Source organism: Alkalisalibacterium limincola (assembly GCF_008017755.1).
GTDB lineage: Bacteria > Pseudomonadota > Gammaproteobacteria > Xanthomonadales > Xanthomonadaceae > Alkalisalibacterium > Alkalisalibacterium limincola.
The window spans coordinates 73,523-90,821 of the sequence record NZ_VRTS01000005.1 but is presented as its reverse complement, the minus strand read 5'-3'; the positions used below and the strand labels follow the sequence as shown (position 1 = coordinate 90,821).

General features: G+C 68.8%; 12 protein-coding genes and 2 pseudogenes. 11 read left to right on the top strand and 3 right to left on the bottom strand.

Features of this window, described 5'->3' with window-relative positions; all coding sequences use genetic code 11:
* The first annotated feature begins 35 nt into the window (after positions 1-35).
* The 5 genes and pseudogenes from rsmG (at position 36) to rpmG (ending at position 3,046) form a co-directional block, all read left to right on the top strand.
* Positions 36-718, top strand: a pseudogene (rsmG, locus tag FU658_RS08450) (16S rRNA (guanine(527)-N(7))-methyltransferase RsmG).
* On the top strand, positions 715-1,503 hold the full coding sequence (locus tag FU658_RS08445) for a ParA family protein (protein ID WP_147891682.1): 789 nt from the start codon (positions 715-717) through the stop codon (positions 1,501-1,503). Before rsmG ends, FU658_RS08445 begins: the two are co-directional and overlap by 4 nt.
* A complete protein-coding gene (locus FU658_RS08440) occupies positions 1,503-2,390 on the top strand; it encodes a ParB/RepB/Spo0J family partition protein (RefSeq protein ID WP_147891681.1) in 888 nt (295 codons plus the stop codon). Before FU658_RS08445 ends, FU658_RS08440 begins: the two co-directional genes overlap by 1 nt.
* 242 nt (positions 2,391-2,632) lie before the next feature.
* Positions 2,633-2,868, top strand: a pseudogene (rpmB, locus tag FU658_RS08435) (50S ribosomal protein L28).
* 13 nt (positions 2,869-2,881) lie between these two features.
* On the top strand, positions 2,882-3,046 hold the full coding sequence (gene rpmG, locus FU658_RS08430) for a 50S ribosomal protein L33 (RefSeq protein ID WP_147891680.1): 165 nt from the start codon (positions 2,882-2,884) through the stop codon (positions 3,044-3,046).
* 75 nt (positions 3,047-3,121) lie between these two features.
* On the opposite strand, the gene FU658_RS08425 is transcribed toward rpmG, so the two are convergent.
* Entirely contained in the window at positions 3,122-4,957 is a 1,836-nt protein-coding gene (locus FU658_RS08425; RefSeq protein WP_147891679.1) for a DUF294 nucleotidyltransferase-like domain-containing protein, read from the bottom strand.
* A gap of 112 nt (positions 4,958-5,069) precedes the next feature.
* Here FU658_RS08425 and FU658_RS08420 point away from each other — a divergent pair, with 112 nt between their 5' ends.
* Entirely contained in the window at positions 5,070-8,573 is a 3,504-nt protein-coding gene (locus tag FU658_RS08420) for a PAS domain-containing hybrid sensor histidine kinase/response regulator (RefSeq protein ID WP_147891678.1), read from the top strand.
* Between the two features lie 3 nt (positions 8,574-8,576).
* Here the strand turns inward: FU658_RS08420 and FU658_RS08415 are convergent, their stop codons facing one another.
* Both FU658_RS08415 and acs read right to left on the bottom strand, forming a co-directional pair.
* Positions 8,577-9,245: a response regulator transcription factor gene (locus tag FU658_RS08415; protein WP_147891677.1), complete on the bottom strand. Its 669-nt coding sequence runs from the start codon at positions 9,243-9,245 to the stop codon at positions 8,577-8,579.
* 29 nt (positions 9,246-9,274) lie between these two features.
* Complete coding sequence (gene acs / locus FU658_RS08410; RefSeq protein WP_147891676.1) at positions 9,275-11,218, bottom strand: acetate--CoA ligase; 1,944 nt, start codon at positions 11,216-11,218, stop codon at positions 9,275-9,277.
* Positions 11,219-11,527: 309 nt separating this feature from the next.
* Here acs and FU658_RS08405 point away from each other — a divergent pair, with 309 nt between their 5' ends.
* From FU658_RS08405 to FU658_RS08385, 5 genes are all read left to right on the top strand, one after another.
* Positions 11,528-12,802 carry a DcaP family trimeric outer membrane transporter gene (locus tag FU658_RS08405; protein ID WP_147891675.1) on the top strand — a complete coding sequence of 425 codons (1,275 nt, stop codon included), beginning with the start codon at positions 11,528-11,530 and terminating at the stop codon, positions 12,800-12,802.
* 13 nt (positions 12,803-12,815) lie between these two features.
* The gene (locus tag FU658_RS08400) at positions 12,816-13,073 is read left to right on the top strand and encodes a DUF4212 domain-containing protein (RefSeq protein WP_147891674.1); all 258 of its coding nucleotides are present in this window, start codon (positions 12,816-12,818) and stop codon (positions 13,071-13,073) included.
* Positions 13,074-13,082: 9 nt separating this feature from the next.
* A complete protein-coding gene (locus tag FU658_RS08395; protein WP_321167738.1) occupies positions 13,083-14,858 on the top strand; it encodes a sodium:solute symporter family protein in 1,776 nt (591 codons plus the stop codon).
* A gap of 119 nt (positions 14,859-14,977) precedes the next feature.
* Positions 14,978-16,768 carry a DUF294 nucleotidyltransferase-like domain-containing protein gene (locus FU658_RS08390; RefSeq protein ID WP_321167737.1) on the top strand — a complete coding sequence of 597 codons (1,791 nt, stop codon included), beginning with the start codon at positions 14,978-14,980 and terminating at the stop codon, positions 16,766-16,768.
* A gap of 9 nt (positions 16,769-16,777) precedes the next feature.
* The gene (locus FU658_RS08385) at positions 16,778-17,296 is read left to right on the top strand and encodes a hypothetical protein (protein WP_147891673.1); all 519 of its coding nucleotides are present in this window, start codon (positions 16,778-16,780) and stop codon (positions 17,294-17,296) included.
* Positions 17,297-17,299: the final 3 nt, after the last annotated feature.

Sequence of the window (17,299 nt, the reverse complement as noted above, 5' to 3'; positions counted from 1 at the left end):
GCAGCCTCTATACTCGGCGGCCGTCCGGTGCCGCCATGAACCTGCCCAACGACCTCCTTCCCGATCTCGAAGACGGCCTGCGCGAGCTTGGCCTGCACCAGCCCGGCATGGACGGGGGGGATCTTGCCGCCCGCCTGCTGGAATACCTGGCGCTGCTGGTGCGCTGGAACGGTGCCTACAACCTCACCGCGATCCGCGATCCGCGCGACATGCTGGTCAAGCACCTGCTCGATTCGCTGTCGATGCACCGCTTCGTGGGCGATGAGCGAATGGCCGACCTCGGCGCCGGCGCGGCCTGCCCGGCATCCCGCTGGCGATCCTGCGCCCGGGCCTGCAGGTGACCCTGGTGGAGTCGGCCGGCAAGAAGGCGCGCTTCATGCGCGAGGTGAAGCGGCAGATGGGCCTGGACAACATCGAGGTGATCGAAGGGCGTGCCGAGGCCGTGGACCGCCCGGGCGGCTTCGACTGTCTTGTGGCCCGGGCCTTGGGTACCCTTGGGATGATCCTCGACATCGGTGGCCATCTGTTGACCCCGCAGGGGCGGCTGCTGGCGATGAAGGGGACACTCCCGCACGAGGAGATCCAGGCCCTTCCGGCCGGCTGGCGCGTCAGCGCGATCGAAGCGCTGCAGGTGCCGGGGCTGGGGGCGGAGCGGCACATGGTCATCGTCGAGCGGGACATCGGTCCGCGGGCGGCAACGCAGGGGAGCAGTGAATGACGCGCATCATCGCGATCGCCAACCAGAAGGGCGGCGTGGGCAAGACCACCACCGCGGTGAACCTGACCGCCGCGCTGGCCCAGGTGCCGCGCAAGGTGCTGCTGGTCGACCTCGACCCGCAGGGCAACGCCACGATGGCGGCCGGCGTGGACAAGCGCGAGATCGACAACTCCGCCTGCGAACTCCTGCTGGGCGAGACCACGTCGGCCGAGACGATCATCACCACGGACGAGGGTTTCGACCTGATCCCCAGCAACATCGACCTGACCGCGGCCGAAGTGCAGATGATGGAGTTGCCCGACCGCTACCACCGCCTGCGCGTGGCGCTGGAAGGAAAGCTGGACGGCTACGACTACGTGATCATCGACTGCCCGCCGGCGCTGTCGCTGCTGACGCTCAATGCGCTGGCGCTGGCCGACAGCGTGCTGGTGCCGATGCAGTGCGAATACTTCGCGCTGGAGGGCCTCAGCGCGCTGGTGGAGACGATCGATTCGCTCAAGGAGCGGGTCAACCCGGCCCTGGAGATCGAGGGCATCCTGCGGACGATGTTCGACGTGCGCAACAACCTGGCCAACTCGGTCAGCGGTGAACTCACGCGCCACTTCGGCGACAAGGTGTTCCGCTCGATCGTGCCGCGCAACGTGCGACTGGCCGAGGCGCCCAGCCACGGCCAGAGCATCCTGGGCTATGACCGCAATTCGCGCGGCGGCATCGCCTACCTGGGCCTGGCCGGCGAACTGGTGCGTCGCGAGCGCACCCGCAAGACCACAGCGGAGACCACCTGATGGCGGCAAAGAAACGAGGACTGGGGCGTGGCCTGGACGCGCTGCTGAGCGGACCTGGCAAGGCCAAGCCTGCACCGGCCGAGGCCGATGGCGGCGAGAGCCTGCGCAGCCTGCCGGTCGAGCAGCTGCAGCCGGGCAAGTACCAGCCGCGCACCGGAATGGACCCGGCACGTCTGGCCGAGCTGGCCGACTCGATCCGCGCCCAGGGGCTGATCCAGCCCATCGTGGTGCGCGCCGTGGCCGGTGGCCGCTACGAGATCATCGCCGGCGAGCGCCGCTGGCGCGCCGCGCAGCAGGCCGGCATGAGCGACGTGCCGGTGGTGCTGCGCGAGGTCGATGACCGCGCGGTCATCGCGATGTCGCTGATCGAGAACATCCAGCGCGAGGACCTCAACCCGCTGGAGGAGGCCCAGGCGCTGGCGCGGCTGATCGAGGAATTCGACCTGACCCACCAGCAGGCGGCCGAAGCCGTCGGCCGCGGTCGTTCGGCGGTGTCGAATCTGCTGCGCCTGCTCGACATGCCCGAGGAGATCCGCGCGCTGGTGGAGCGCCGCGAGCTGGAGATGGGCCATGCCCGCGCGCTGTTGACGCTGCAGCCGCAGGCGGCCGTGGCGCTGGCGCGCGAGGCGGCCGCCGAGGGCCTGAGCGTGCGCGAGGTCGAGCGCCGGGTGCAGCGCATCGTGCAGGGCCGGTTGCCGGAAAAGGGTTCCAGGCCGGCCCGGCCGTCGGCCGACGCCGATATCCAGGCGCTGGAGAACGAACTCAGCGAGCGCCTCAACGCCCGCGTTTCGGTGCAGCACGGCCGCGCCGGCAAGGGCAAGCTGGTGGTGCACTACCAGGGCCTGGACGCACTGGAAGGCATCCTCGAGAAGCTGCGCGCGGAGTAGGCCGGCGGGCAGCCGGCCCGCCCGCGCTGGTTACTCTTTACTCACCCGCAAATCCCGCGCATAATACGCGGCTCGCTGCGTCATGGCCTCGTGCCCCCGCTCGTGGAAGTGCGATTCCACCCCCCGGGACCCAGCGTCCGGTGCCGTCCGGCACCACACCCACCCGTATCGCGCGCGGCCCAGGCCGCGGGGCCGATGACTCCCTGGCCAAGGGAGCCGCCACGAAAACGAAGAGGTGCGTCATGGCCCGAGTGTGCCAAGTCAGCGGCAAGCGAGTGCAGAGCGGCAACAACGTCTCGCATGCCAACAACAAGACCCGTCGTCGCTTCCTGCCCAACCTGCACGAGCGTCGCATCTGGGTGCCAGCGAGAACCGCTGGATCAAGCTTCGGCTGTCCAACCATGCCCTGCGCACCATCGACAAGAACGGTATCGACTCCGTGCTTGCCGAAATGCGTGCCCGTGGCGAGAAGATCTGAGGAGTCCTGAACCATGCCTTCCAAGCGCGATAAAATTCGGTTGATCTCCTCGGCCAACACCGGTCACTTCTACACGACCGACAAGAACAAGAAGAACACCCCGAACAAGATGGAGATCAAGAAGTACGATCCCGTCGTCCGGAAGCACGTGATGTACAAGGAAGGCAAGATCAAGTAAGCCTTCCCGGTACCGCGCCTGCGGTCCGGATATCCCAGGAACCGCCTCATGGCGGGTTCCTGCGTTTGGGGCGGTTCACCCGCTGATCTGGAACCGCTGCCGCAGGGTGTCCTTGAAGCCGTTGACCACCCGCAGTGCGTCGCGCAGCAGTTCCCGGTCGAGCTTGCGCATGCCGCGCACGTCCACCGTGTTGCCCGGCGTCAGCCCGGCCTCGTCGTCGGCGAGTTGCTGCGCCAGCCGCAGCCGCTGGAACACCGCCAGCGCCTGGGTCACGTCGCGCGTCATCTCCGCGCTCAGCACTTCACCCTCGCCCAGCGCCGCCAGCCGGTCGAAGGTGGAACTGCGACGGATGCCGTGGGTGAGTGCGAGCGTGCGCACGCCATGCACCAGCGGGAACACCCCGCCCTTCTTGAGGTCGGTGCGCCCCTCCTCGGTGCGGACCTTTCCGAACAGGGTGAGCGGCGTGCCGAAGCCCAGTGCGCCCTCGGCCATGAAGCGCATCAGGACGAGGTCGCCGCCCAGGGCCATCATCGCCTCCTTCACCGGCTCGAACAGCGCGGTGTTGCCGGCGATCGGCCGGGCGTCGAGCGCGATGGACAGGTCGAGCACGGTCTGGCCGCCGGAGTCCTTGCGCCAGGTGTCGATGCGCTTGCGCCACTGGGTCTGGCTCATGCGCCAGTACGGGTTGTTGACCATGACCTTGCCCGGGCAGGGCGGGTAGCCCACCTTGCCCAGCGCCTCGCTGAAGCGGTCCATCGCCTCGTCCAGCCCGGGCCAGTCGAGGTCGTCGGCCAGCACGAGCGCGTTGTCCTGGTCGGTCTTGAGGATCTGTTCGCGGCGCCCCTCGCTGCCCATCACCAGCAGGCAGACCTTGTCGCGGTATTCGGCCGGCACCAGGGTCTGGAATATCTGCCCCATGATGCGCGAGTTCAGGGCGCTGACCATCTCCATCAGGTAGCTCATGCGCGCGCCCTGCGCGTGCAGCGTGCGCACCAGCGCGGTCATGCGCGAGGCGGCCTCGGCGATGTCCTCCAGGCTTTCGGCGCGGGCCAGGCGCAGGCTGATGAGGTGGGAATTGCTGGCGTAGTGGGCCAGGACCTCGGCCATGCCCAGCGTGCCGAGCACGCGCTCGCCGTCCAGCACGGCAACGCGCTCGATGTGCTTCTCGGTCATCGTCACCAGCGCCTGGAACAGCACGTCCTCGGAGCGCACCGCCACCAGCGGGCGACTGGCCAGGTCGCCCACCGGGGTGTCCAGGCCCAGGCCGGACAGCGCCACCGCCTCGAGCAGGTCGGTGCGGGTGACGATGCCGCGCGGCTGGCCGTGGCCTGCGGCGACGACCAGGCAGTCGACCTTGTCGAGCTTGAGCCGCTCCGCGGCGTCGGCGATGCCGGTGCTGGCCGGTACCTCCACGGCCGGCGCCAGCTGCGCATCCATGACTCGGGTGAGCATCAGGCGGGTGAGCTCCGAGCCGCTCTGCTGCTCGGCCAGCAGCTTGCGCTTGACCGAGAGGCCCTCGTGGAAGAACGCGGCGAAACGCGGGTTCTCGGCGATCAGCTTCTGGAACAGGCCGGCCGGGATCAGGTGGCACAGCGTGTCCTCGGCCGAGGTGTAGGTGTGGCGGGCGCGTCCCATGATCACCGCGAAGGCGCCGAACACGTCACCGGGCCCGTAGTCGGCGAAGCGATGGGAGGCTCCGTCACGCTCGTCGGAGGCGTCGACCCGGCCCTTGAGCACGACGAAGGCGTGTTCGGAGGGTCGGCCCTGCTCGATCAGGCGCGTGCCGGCGGGAAAGAAACCGAAATCCACGGCGGACTGCAGCCGGTCCCGCGCAGCCTCGTCGAGCAGGTCGAAGGGGGGCGAGTCCAGGTCCAGTCCGGCCGCGGTGTCCATGGTGGGGAAGTCTGCCACGCGCGATCCGGCCGGGCCGTTCGACTTTGGCCGGGGGCCGCCCGTGACCGCGGGCACCGACGGACCGGCGGGGCCGGGCTATGATCGCTGGGCGAACCGGGTGGAGGGCCCGATGATCCCAGGCTGGATCCTGTTGCTGGTGTCGGTGGCCTACGTGGGCCTGCTCTTCGGCGTGGCCTGGGCGGGTGATCGCCGGCCGCTGTACCCGACGCGTGCCTGGCTCAGGCCGGTGGTCTACAGCCTGGCGCTGGCGGTGTATTGCTCTTCGTGGACGTTCTACGGGGCGGTCGGCACCGCGGCGTCGAACGTGTGGGGCTACCTGCCGATCTACCTGGGTCCGATCATCCTGTTCGTCTTCGCCTGGCGCATCCTCGAGCGCCTGGTGCTGGTGGGCAATGCGCAGAGCACCGTGTCGATCGCGGACTTCATCGGCGCGCGCTACGGCCGCCGGCAGAGCCTCGCGGCGCTGGTGACCTTCATCGCGCTGGTGGCGGTGATCCCCTACATCGCGTTGCAGCTCAAGGCGGTGGCCATGAGCATCGACGTGCTCACCGCCACGCCGGCGGAGGCGCTCGGCGCCCGCTCGGTCTTCGCCGACCCGGCCCTGTACACCGCACTGCTGCTGGCGGTGTTCGCGATCCTGTTCGGCACGCGCCAGATCGATGCCACCGAGCACCACCACGGCATGATGCTGGCGGTCGCGCTGGAGTCGCTGGTCAAGCTGGTGGCGTTCCTGGCGCTGGGCGCGTTCGCATTCGCGCACCTGCCCGGGGCGGAGTCGATCAGCGAGCGCCTGCTGGTCTCGATGCGCGACTTCACCACCACCGAGCTGCCGACCGGCTTCCTCGCCCAGACCCTGCTGGCCTTCGCCGCGATCATCTGCCTGCCGCGGCAGTTCCAGGTGGCGGTGGTGGAGTGCGAGGACGTCGGCGACGTGCGCCGCTCGCGCTGGATGTTCACCGGCTACCTGGTGCTGATCTGCATCATGGTGTTGCCGATCACCGCCGCGGGCCACGCGATGTTCGCCGGCACCGACGTGGCGCCGGACTCGTGGGTACTGGCCCTGCCCCTGGCGCATGAGTCCAATGCGCTGGCGCTGGCCGCCTATGTCGGTGGCTTCTCGGCCGCCACCGGCATGGTCATCGTCGCCACCGTGGCGATGTCGACGATGGTCAGCAACGACCTGGTCATGCCGATGCTGTGGAAGAGCTCGCTGTTCAGCCCCGAACAGCGCAACCCGGTCGGTGGCGTGGTGTTGTGGGTGCGCCGGGCGACGATGCTGGTGCTGGTGCTGCTGGCCTTCGCCTACCACCGTTCCGCGGCCGGCACCGGCAACCTGGCGGCATTCGGGCTGCTGGCCTTCGCCGCGGTGGCGCAGTTCGCACCGGCGCTGATCGGCGGGCTGTACTGGCGTGGCGCCAGCCGCCAGGGGGTCATGGCCGGCCTGAGCCTGGGATTCGCGCTCTGGATCTACACGCTGCTGCTGCCCACGCTCACCCGCGCGGGCTGGTTCGGTGCGGAGTGGCTGGCCTACGGCCCGTTCAACATCCACTGGCTGCGGCCGGAAGGCCTGTTCGGGCTGAGCGGCTGGGATGCGCTCACCCACGGCACGTTCTGGTCGCTGCTGATGAACGTCGGTGCGTTCCTGATCGTCTCGGCGCGCAACCGGCCCAGCTTCGACGAGCGCCTGCGCGCCACGCCGTTCCTGGATCCGTACGCCTACCGGCCACCGATGTCGTCGGTGAACTGGCAGGGCAGCGTCAGCGTGGCCGACCTGCAGTCGCTGGCCAGCCGCATCGTCGGCGAACGCCACGCCTCGCGCTCGTTCGCCGAATACATCGCCTCGCGCGGCGAGGAGCAGGCGGGTGCGGCGAATGCCGACCGCGCCACGGTGCAGTTCACCGAGCGCCTGCTGGCGGCGTCGATCGGCGCGGCCTCGGCTCGCATGACGCTGACCACGATGCTGCGCGGCACCGGCATGGAGCTGGGCGAGGTCGTATCGATGCTCGACGAGGCCAGCCAGGAGCTGCGCTTCAACCGCGAGATCCTCTCGGCGACGCTGGAGAACATCTCGCAGGCAGTCAGCGTGGTCGATCCCGACATGCGCCTGGTGGCCTGGAACCGGCGCTACCAGGAGATGTTCGACTATCCCAGCGGCATGCTCTACGTGGGTCGTCCGGTGGCCGACCTGATCCGCTACAACGCCGAGCACGGCGAGCTGGGCGAGGGCGACATCGAGGCGATGGTGGCCAAGCGCGTGGACTACATGCGCATGGGTTCGGCGCACGTGTTCGAGCGCGTGCGCCCGAACGGCCAGGTCATCGAGATGCGTGGCCAGCCGTTGCCCGGCGGCGGCTACGTGACCACCTACACCGACGTCACCGACTACAAGCGCGTCGAACAGGCGCTGCGCGATGCCAACGACTCGCTCGAAGCGCGGGTGATCCTGCGCACCCGCGAGCTCCACGACGCGCTGGAGGCGCAACGCAGTTCACGTCGCGAGGCGGTGGCCGCGAACGAATCCAAGACGCGCTACCTCGCCGCGCTCAGCCACGACGTGCTGCAGCCGCTCAACGCCGCACGCCTGTTCGCCTCGGCGCTGCGCAGCTCGGCGGAGCCGGCGGAACAGAGCCGCCTGGCCGAGCGCGTGGACGCTTCGCTGCGTGCCGCCGAGGAGCTGCTCGACGGCCTGCTCGACATTTCCCGCCTGGATGCCGGGGCGCTGCAGCCGGAGGTCACCGCGTTCGACCTCGACGAACTGCTTCGCGGGCTGGCCGAGCAGTACGCGCCGTTGGCGGCCGACCGCGGCATCGAGTTCCGGCGCTGCCCGACGCGGCTGACGGTGTACAGCGACCGCCGCATGCTGCGCCGGGTGCTGCAGAACTTCGTCGGCAACGCGTTGCGCTATTCGCGCTCGGGCAAGGTGCTGATGGGCTGCCGCAGGCACGGGGGACGCGTGGAGATCGAGGTCTGGGACACCGGGCCGGGCATTCCCGAGCACCACCTGCGGCAGATCTTCGACGAGTTCCGTCGCCTGGACAATCCATCGCCCTGGGGCGAGCGCGGCCTGGGCCTGGGCCTGTCGATCTGCCAACGCATCTCGCGCATGCTCGCCCACCCGATCCGGGTGCGCTCCTGGCCCGGGCACGGCAGCGTGTTCAGCATCCGCGTGCCGCTGGTGGCACAGCCACCGGCCCTGCCGCCGGTGCGCCGGGCCAGTCCCGAGTTGAGCCTGTCCGGCCTGCGCGTGCTGTGCCTGGACAACGACCGCGAGATCCTCGATGGCATGGAAGCGCTGCTCGGGCGCTGGGGCGTGGACGTGGTCACCGCCGAAACCGTCGAACAGGCCATGGCCGCGGCGCGTGCGCACCAGCCCGAGGTGATCCTGGCCGACTACCACCTGCACGACGAACTCGACGGCCTGACCGCGTTGACCGCGCTTCGTGGGCTGTGCGGCCAGGAGACGCCAGGCGCGCTGCTGACCGCGGACGGCAGCGATGGCGTCAAGCGGCTGGCGCGCGCTGCGGGATTCCCGGTGCTGACCAAGCCGCTGAAGCCGGCGTCGCTGCGGGCCTTCCTGGCGGCCCAGCGGCGACGCAGCGTGGTGCCGGGCTGAGGCTCAGGCTTCGTCGGGGGGCAGGGTCGGCATGCCGCTGGGGTCCACGGACAGCTTGGATGCCAGCAGGATGGCCTGGGTGCGGTTGGACGCGCCGAGCTTGCGCAGGATCGCGGTCATGTGCGCCTTGACCGTGGCTTCGGACACGCCCAGTTCGTAGGCGATCTGCTTGTTGAGCAGGCCCGTGCCGAGCATCGAGAGCACCCGGAACTGCTGTGGGGTGAGTTCGCGCAGGCGAGCGGCGATGTCGGCCTCCTCGTCGCTGACCCCGTCGGCGCTCAGCGCCTGCGCCGGAGCCCAGGTGCCGCCGTCGAGCACCGTGGCGATCGCATCTCGGATCGTCGCGGCATCGGAGGACTTGGGGATGAAGCCGACCGCGCCATGGTCGAGCGCGCGGCGGATCACCGCCGGCTCCTCGCGCGCGGACACCACGATGACCGGAAGCTGGGGCTGGCTGCCGCGCAGGTGCACCAGCGCGCTGTAGCCGTTCGCACCGGGCATGGTGAGGTCGAGCAGCAGCAGGTCGGCGTCGGGATTGACCTCGGCCAGCGCGTACAGCGCCTCCGTGCCGTCGGCCTCGATCAGGTTGGCGTCGGGAAGCACCTGCGCCACCGCGCCCTTGAGCGCCTCGCGGAACAGCGGGTGGTCGTCTGCGATCAGGATCGTGGGCATGGGGGGAGTATGCCCACGATCCCCGTCGTTTAGCGATTCATCCGGCCCTCGAGCAGGGAGTTCACCACGCCCGGATCCGCCAGTGTCGACGTGTCGCCCAGCTGGTCGGGAGCGTTCTCGGCGATCTTGCGCAGGATGCGGCGCATGATCTTGCCCGAGCGCGTCTTGGGAAGGCCCGGTGCCCACTGCAGGTGGTCCGGCGTCGCGATCGGGCCGATCTCCTTGCGTACCCATTGCACCAGCTCCTTGCGCAGTTCATCCGACGGCTCCTCGCCGGCGTTGAGGGTGACGTAGGCGTAGATGCCCTGGCCCTTGATGTCGTGCGGACAGCCCACCACGGCGGCCTCGGCCACCTTCTCGTGCGCCACCAGCGCGCTCTCCACCTCGGCGGTGCCGATGCGGTGGCCGGACACGTTGATCACGTCGTCGACGCGGCCGGTGATCCAGTAGTAGCCGTCCTCGTCGCGGCGGCAGCCGTCACCGGTGAAGTAGCGGCCCGGGTAGGTCTTGAAGTAGGTGTCGATGAAGCGCTGGTGGTCGCCGAACACGGTGCGCATCTGTCCCGGCCAGGAATCCAGGATGACCAGGTTGCCTTCGGTGGCGCCGTCCTTGGTGTTGCCCTCGGCGTCGACGATGGCCGGCTGGATTCCGAAGAACGGTTTCGTCGCCGAACCTGGCTTCTGCGGGATCGCGCCCGGCAGCGGGGTGATCAGGATGCCGCCGGTCTCGGTCTGCCACCAGGTGTCGACGATCGGGCAGCGGCTGTCGCCGACGACCTCGTGGTACCAGCGCCAGGCCTCGGGGTTGATCGGCTCGCCGACCGAGCCCAGCAGGCGCAGGCTCTTGCGGCTGCGCTTCCTGACCGGCTCCTCGCCCTCGCGCATCAGCGCGCGGATCGCGGTGGGCGCGGTGTAGAACAGCGTCACGCCGTGCTTGTCGACGACGTCCCAGAAGCGGCCGATGTCGGGGTGGTTGGGCACGCCCTCGAACATCACCGTGGTCGCGCCGTTGGCCAGCGGGCCGTAGAGAAGATAGCTGTGCCCGGTCACCCAGCCGACGTCGGCGGTGCACCAGTACACGTCGTCCTCCTTGAGGTCGAAGATGCACTCGTGGGTATAGCTGGCATAGACCAGGTAACCGCCGGTGGTGTGCAGCACGCCCTTGGGCTGGCCGGTGGAGCCGGAGGTGTAGAGGATGAACAGCGGGTCCTCGGCGCCCATGCGTTCGGGCTCGCAGGCCTCGGGCTGGCCGTCCACGACCGCTTCGTACCAGCGGTCCCGCGGCATCTGCATGTCCACGGCGCCACCGGTCCGCTTGACCACCAGCACGGTCTCCACGCAGTTCGTGCCCGCACGCGTGAGCGCCTCGTCGACATTCTTCTTGAGCGGCACCTTCTTGCCGCCGCGCAGGCCCTCGTCGGCCGTGATCACCAGCTTCGAGCCGCAATCGGCGATGCGCCCGGCGATCGCATCCGGCGAGAAGCCGCCAAAGACGACGGAGTGGACCGCGCCGATGCGGGTGCAGGCCAGCATCGCGTAGGCGGTCTCCGGGATCATCGGAAGGTACAGCGTGACCCGGTCGCCGCGCTTAACGCCCAGGTTGCGCAGCGCATTGGCCAGCTTGCACACCTCGGCATGCAGCTCGCGGTAGCTGATGCGGCGCGAGTCGGCGGGATCGTCGCCCTCCCAGATGATCGCGGTCTTGTCGCCGCGCTCGCCGAGGTGGCGGTCGATGCAGTTCACCGACACGTTGAGCTCGCCGTCCTCGTACCAGCGGATTCGGAAGTCCTCGACCGCGTAGCTGACGTCCTTGATGCGGGTCGGCTTCGTGAACCACTCCAGGCGCTCGCCGATCCGCCCCCAGAAGCCGGCGTTGTCCTCGACCGACTCGCGATACAGACGCTCGTAGTCGTCGGGTTTGATGTTGGCGGCATCGGTGAACGACGTCGAGGCGGGATGGATGGAATCGCTCATGGGTCGGCTCCGGCGTCCTGCGGGACACGTTCGTGGCGGGGAGAACCCGATTGTCGAGGGCCCGGGTGGTACTCCAATTAGACCATCGTCTATTCGCTGCTCGTTAAGGCCTCGTTTACGACCAATGGCGAATACCCCGGTGCCCGCCAGCCACACAGACTCGCCTCGACGTCGCCTGCCCCGGGGGGAGAGCGCGACGACCCATGAGGGAGGGATCGAGATGGCATCAACGACGAACACGACAACGAACCGGTCGCTGCGGCGCCTCGCGCTGGCCGCCGCCGTGGCGCTGGCCCTGCCGGCGACGCGATGGGGCAGTCCGAGCGCGAGCTGGCGCTCGAGCAGCGCGTCGCCGAACTCGAACGCATGGTCCAGGCACTCGTCGAGCAGCGCGAGGCGGCTCCGCCCGCCCCGACCGCGCCGGCACCGGCGCCCGAGCCCGAGGTGGCCAACCCGGTGCAGCGCACCAACATCGTCGGCGCGTCGCCGCGCGGAACCACGTTCGGGTATGGCGGCTTCATCAAGGCCAACTCGATGATCAGCGACTACACCGACGGCAACCCGGCCCCGGGCAGCGTCGGTCGCGACTTCTACCTGCCCGGTGCGATCCCTGTGGCGCCCCCGGGCCCCGCGGGTTCGGCCGGCACCGACCCGGTCTACGACACCCATGCCAAGCAGTCGCGCTTCTGGCTGACCACCGACACCACGCTCGACAACGGTTCCCGGCTTGGCACCCGCATCGAGATGGACTTCGCGGTGCCGGTGAGCGGAAACGAGCGCAGCACCAATACCTACAATCCGGTCCTGCGGCGCGCCTACGTGACCTACGACAACTGGCTGCTCGGCCAGGAGTGGTCGAACTTCATGGAGCTCGGCGCCCTGCCCGAAACCACCGACTGGGTCGGACCGACCGAGGGCATGGTGTTCGTGCGCCAGTCGCAGGTCCGCTACACCAGCGGCCCGTGGTCGGTGTCGATCGAGAATCCCGAGACCGCGCTGATGCCCTCCGGTGGTGGTGCGTACTTCGACGCCGACCAGAACTCGCTGCCGGACCTCACCGCGCGTTACCGCCTCACCGGCGACTGGGGCTTCTTCTCGGTGGCCGGACTGGTGCGCCAGCTCAAGTACGAAACGGTTGCCTCCGGTTCCAGCGAGGAACTCGGTTATGGCGTGAGCTTCAGCAGCCGCATCAACTTCGGCGCCGACGACCTGCGACTCATGGCGAGCGCGGGTTCGGGCATCGGCCGCTACGTTGGACTTGGATTCTTTGCCGATGGCGTGCTCACCCCCGGCGGTGACATCGACGCGCTCGATGTATTCGCCGCCTACGCCGCCTACCGGCGTGTTTGGGGCGGCACCTGGCGCTCGAACTTCATCCTCGGCTACACCAGCGTCGACAACCCGTCGGCCCTGACCGGGCTGAGCGCCAACGCGAAGGCGCAGAGCGCACGCGTGAACCTGATGTGGTCGCCGGTGCCGAGGCTGGACTTCGGCTTCGAGCTTTCCACCGCCAAGCGCGAACTCGAGGACGGCCGGTCCGGCGAACTCAATCGCATCGACTTCATGGGCAAGTACAGCTTCTGACCGGGGGACGACCATGCTGGACAAGACTGCAAGCAACTACTGGAAGGCGAACCTCAGGATCATCTGGATCTGCATGTCGATCTGGGCCCTGGTGTCGTTCGGCTTCGGCATCCTGCTGCGCCCGCTGCTCTCGGGCATCCGCTTCGGCGGCACCGACCTGGGTTTCTGGTTCGCGCAGCAGGGATCGATCCTGGTCTTCATCGCCTTGATCTTCTTCTACACCTGGTACATGAACCGACTCGATCGCGAGTACGGCGTTGACGAGCAATAAGGGCCGACGATAAATGGACCAGTTCACGATCAACCTCATCTTCGTCATCGGCTCGTTCCTGCTCTACATTGGCATCGCCATCTGGGCCCGGGCGGTTCCACTTCCGAGTTCTATGCCGCCGGTCGCGGCGTGCACCCGATCGTCAACGGCGCGGCCACGGCAGCCGACTGGATGTCGGCGGCATCGTTCATCTCGATGGCCGGCCTCATCGCGTTCGTCGGCTACGGCAACTCGACCTACCTGATGGGCTGGACCGGCGGCTACGTGCTGCTGGCGCTGCTGCTGGCGCCCTACCTGCGCAAGTTCGGCCGCTACACCGTGCCCGACTTCATCGGCGACCGTTTCTACAGCCGCACCGCGCGACTCGTGGCGGTGGCGGCGCTGCTGATCATGTCGGTCACCTACGTGATCGGGCAGATGACCGGTGCCGGCGTGGCGTTCTCGCGCTTCCTGGAGGTCGACAACACCACCGGGCTGATGATCGCCTCGGCGGTCGTGTTCATCTACGCGGTGCTGGGCGGCATGAAGGGCATCACCTACACGCAGCTGGCGCAGTACTGCGTGCTGATCGTGGCCTACACGATCCCGGCGGTGTTCATCTCGCTGCAGCTCACCGGCAACCCGCTGCCGCAGCTGGGCCTGTTCTCCACCCACACCGAGTCTGGCCTGCCGCTGCTGGCCAAGCTCGACCAGGTGCTGATGGAGCTGGGCTTCCAGGACTACACCGGCCACCACGGTTCGACGCTGAACATGGTGCTGTTCACCCTGTCGCTGATGATCGGCACCGCCGGCCTGCCGCACGTGATCATCCGCTTCTTTACCGTGCCGAAGGTGTCGGACGCCCGCAAGTCGGCGGGCTGGGCGCTGGTGTTCATCGCGCTGCTCTACACCGTGGCCCCGGCCGTGGGTGCGATGGCGAGGCTGAACATCATCACCACCATCTACCCCGAGGGCACCACCGAGCTGCCGATCGCCTACGACGAGCGCCCGGACTGGATGCACAACTGGGAGCAGACCGGCCTGCTGCGCTTCGAGGACCTCAACCAGGACGGACGCATCCAGTACTACAACGCCGCCAACGAAGAGTTCGCCGCCGTGGCTGCCGAGCGCGGCTGGGCCGGCAACGAGATCGTGACGTTCAACCAGGACATCCTGGTGCTGGCCAACCCGGAGATCGCGCAGTTGCCCCCCTGGGTGATCGGCCTGATCGCCGCGGGTGGCCTTGCAGCGGCACTGTCGACGGCGGCGGGACTGTTGCTGGCGATCTCCTCGGCGATCAGCCACGACCTGATCAAATCGACATTCAGACCGAACATCTCCGAAAAGGGGGAACTGCTCGCGGCACGTGTGTCGATGGCGGTGGCGATCGTCGTGGCGACCTACCTGGGAATGAACCCACCCGGGTTCGCGGCACAGGTGGTGGCCCTGGCCTTCGGTCTGGCGGCCTCCTCGCTGTTCCCGGCGATCATGATGGGCATCTTCTCCAAGAAGATGAACTCCGCCGGTGCGGTGGTCGGCATGCTGGTCGGCCTGGGCGCGACGGTGCTCTACATCTTCACCTACCTGGGCTGGTTCTTCATTCCCGGCACCAACATGCTGCCCAACACCCCGGACAACTGGCTGTTCGGCATCTCGCCGCTGTCGTTCGGTGCGGTGGGTGCGTTGCTGAACTTCGTCGCGGCCTACATCACGCTGGCCCTGACCAAGCCGGCACCGGAGCGGGTGCAGGAACTGGTGGAAAGCATCCGCGTGCCGCGCGGTGCGGCCGGCGCCGTGGAGCACTGATCCGCGCTGCGGCCTGACCCACGGCCCGCCCCGATCCGGGGCGGCGTGCTTCATCCGGGAAACAGGCATAGGCTGGACGGCATGGACAAGGCGTTGCAAGAGAGGGTCGCGTTCCTGCGATCGGTGCCGCCCTTCCACCGGCTGCCGGTCCGGAGCTGGAGTCGCTCGCGGCCTCGCTCGAGTCCGGGCGGCATGCGGCGGGCACCACCATCTTCACCGCCGGAGACCCGATCACCCACCTGCACCTGCTCGCCCACGGCGGCGTCGAGATCCGCGAGGCCCAGGGCGGGTTGGTGTCCGAGCTGGGCACCGGCGACTGCTTCGGCGAGCGGGGCCTGCTGCGCGACGGCCTGGCCCGCACCACCGCACGCGTCACGGCCGATGCCCGGGTATGGAAGCTTCCCGCAGAGCAGCTGCATCGCCTCATCGACACCTATCCGGCGGTGGCCGGGCACTTCCGCCCGGTGCGCGGCGGCACGGCCGGCGGCGAAGCGACAGTGCTGGCCACCGCGCGGGCCGACATGCTGATGTCGACCCCGGTGGTGGCCTGTGCACCGGACGCGACGGCGGCGCACGCCGCGGGACTGATGCGCGATCACCACGTGTCATGCATCGCCGTCGTGGAGGACGGGAAATTGTGCGGCATCCTAACCGCGCGCGACCTGGCCGAGCGCGTGCTGGCCGAGCGGCGCGAAGCCCACACGCCGGTGGCCCAGGTGATGACGTCCCAGCCCGAGACCTTGTCCCGCGACGCGCTCGGCTCGGACGTGCTGCGGCGCATGCTGCAGCGTGGCATCGGTCATCTGCCCGTGGTGGAGGACGGCACCCTGCTGGGCATCGTCACGCAGACCGACCTGACCCGCTACCAGGCGCGATCCTCGGCACACCTCGTGCTCGCCGTGGGCGAGGCCGGCTCGTCCCGCGAGATGGCCCTGGTCACCGCCCGCATTCCGCAGCTGCTCGCACAACTGGTCGAAGCCAACGTGCCGCACGAGGTGGCGACCCGCTTGCTGACCGACGTGACCGACGCGGTCACCTGTCGCCTGATCGCGCTTGCCGAGGCGCGCCTGGGGCCTGCACCGGTGCCCTGGGTCTGGCTGGCCTGCGGTTCGCAGGGGCGGCAGGAGCAGACCGGCGTGTCCGACCAGGACAACTGCCTGCTGTTCGATGACTCCGCGACCCGGGACGATGTGCCCTGGTTCCACGAGCTGGCCAAGTCGGTTTGCCATGGCATGCACGAGGCCGGCTACGTGTACTGCCCCGGCGGCATGATGGCGATGAACGAGCGCTGGTGCCAGCCGCTGAGTGCCTGGAAGCGCTACTTCCACGGCTGGGTCGACACGCCGAGCCCGGAGTCGCAGATGCTGGCCAGCGTCATGTTCGACCTCAGGCCGATCAGCGGCGCGCTGCCCCTGTTCGGCCAGCTGCAGCCCTGGTCGCTGGCGCTGGCGGCGTCGAACTCGATCTTCGCCGCCCACATGATCTCCAACTCGCTGCAGCACACGCCGCCCCTGGGCCTGCTGCGCGGGCTGGCGACGATCCGCGGCGGTGAGCACCGCAACCGCATCGACATGAAGCTCAACGGCGTGATCCCGGTCACCGACCTGGGGCGTCTGTACGCGCTGCGTGGCCGGATCCCTGCGGCGAACACCCGTGCCCGCCTGGTCGCCGCCGGCGAGACCGGCGTCACCAGCCCTTCCGGTGCGCGCGACCTCGTCGACGCCTACGACCTGATCGCAGCGCTGCGCCTGGCGCACCAGGCACGGCTGGTGCGCGCCGGACGCAAACCGGACAATTACCTCGACCCGTCGGAGCTCTCCGACTTCGAACGTGGCCACCTGCGTGATGCCTTCGTGGTCGTGCGCACCATGCAATCGGCGATCGGCCACGGCCGTGGCGCCCCCAACTAGGACTTCGAGATGCTGTTCGAACTCATCGCCATCGTCGCCGCCGGTTTCGGCGTGGCCGGAATCGCACTGATCGTCAACTTCCTGGTCGGCAAGCGGCTGCCCGGATGGACCTTCCCGGCCGCGGCCGGGGCGGGAATGCTGGCGATGGCGGTCTGGCTGGAGTATTCGTGGCTGGAGCGCGCGACGATGAACATGCCCGAGGAGGTCGAGGTGGCGTCGACCAACCAGGTACGCTCCTGGTACCGGCCCTGGACCCACGTCGTGCCGCTGACCAACCGGCTGATCGCGATCGACCACCGCTTCGACCGCCGCAACCCGGACTGGCCCGACCAGGTGCTCACCCAGGTGGTCCTGATGGGCCGCTGGGAACCTTCGCGGCAGTTCGGGGTGATGTTCGACTGCGCCGGGAACCGCCGCGCCGACCTGCTCGACCAGGTGGTCTTCGCCGAGGACGGCTCGCTCCAGAATGCACGCTGGTTCTCGCTCGAGGCCGACGACCCGGTGTTGCGCGCGGCCTGCGACGGGTAGGCC

Excerpts from the sequence above, each read along its gene's own strand:
- FU658_RS08445 (WP_147891682.1), top strand. The coding sequence starts at position 715 with ATGACGCGCATCATCGCGATCGCCAACCAGAAGGGCGGCGTGGGCAAG.
- FU658_RS08440 (WP_147891681.1), top strand. The coding sequence starts at position 1,503 with ATGGCGGCAAAGAAACGAGGACTGGGGCGTGGCCTGGACGCGCTGCTG.
- rpmG (WP_147891680.1), top strand. The coding sequence starts at position 2,882 with ATGCCTTCCAAGCGCGATAAAATTCGGTTGATCTCCTCGGCCAACACC.
- FU658_RS08420 (WP_147891678.1), top strand. The coding sequence starts at position 5,070 with ATGATCCCAGGCTGGATCCTGTTGCTGGTGTCGGTGGCCTACGTGGGC.
- FU658_RS08415 (WP_147891677.1), bottom strand. The coding sequence starts at position 9,245 with ATGCCCACGATCCTGATCGCAGACGACCACCCGCTGTTCCGCGAGGCG.
- acs (WP_147891676.1), bottom strand. The coding sequence starts at position 11,218 with ATGAGCGATTCCATCCATCCCGCCTCGACGTCGTTCACCGATGCCGCC.
- FU658_RS08405 (WP_147891675.1), top strand. The coding sequence starts at position 11,528 with ATGGGGCAGTCCGAGCGCGAGCTGGCGCTCGAGCAGCGCGTCGCCGAA.
- FU658_RS08400 (WP_147891674.1), top strand. The coding sequence starts at position 12,816 with ATGCTGGACAAGACTGCAAGCAACTACTGGAAGGCGAACCTCAGGATC.
- FU658_RS08385 (WP_147891673.1), top strand. The coding sequence starts at position 16,778 with ATGCTGTTCGAACTCATCGCCATCGTCGCCGCCGGTTTCGGCGTGGCC.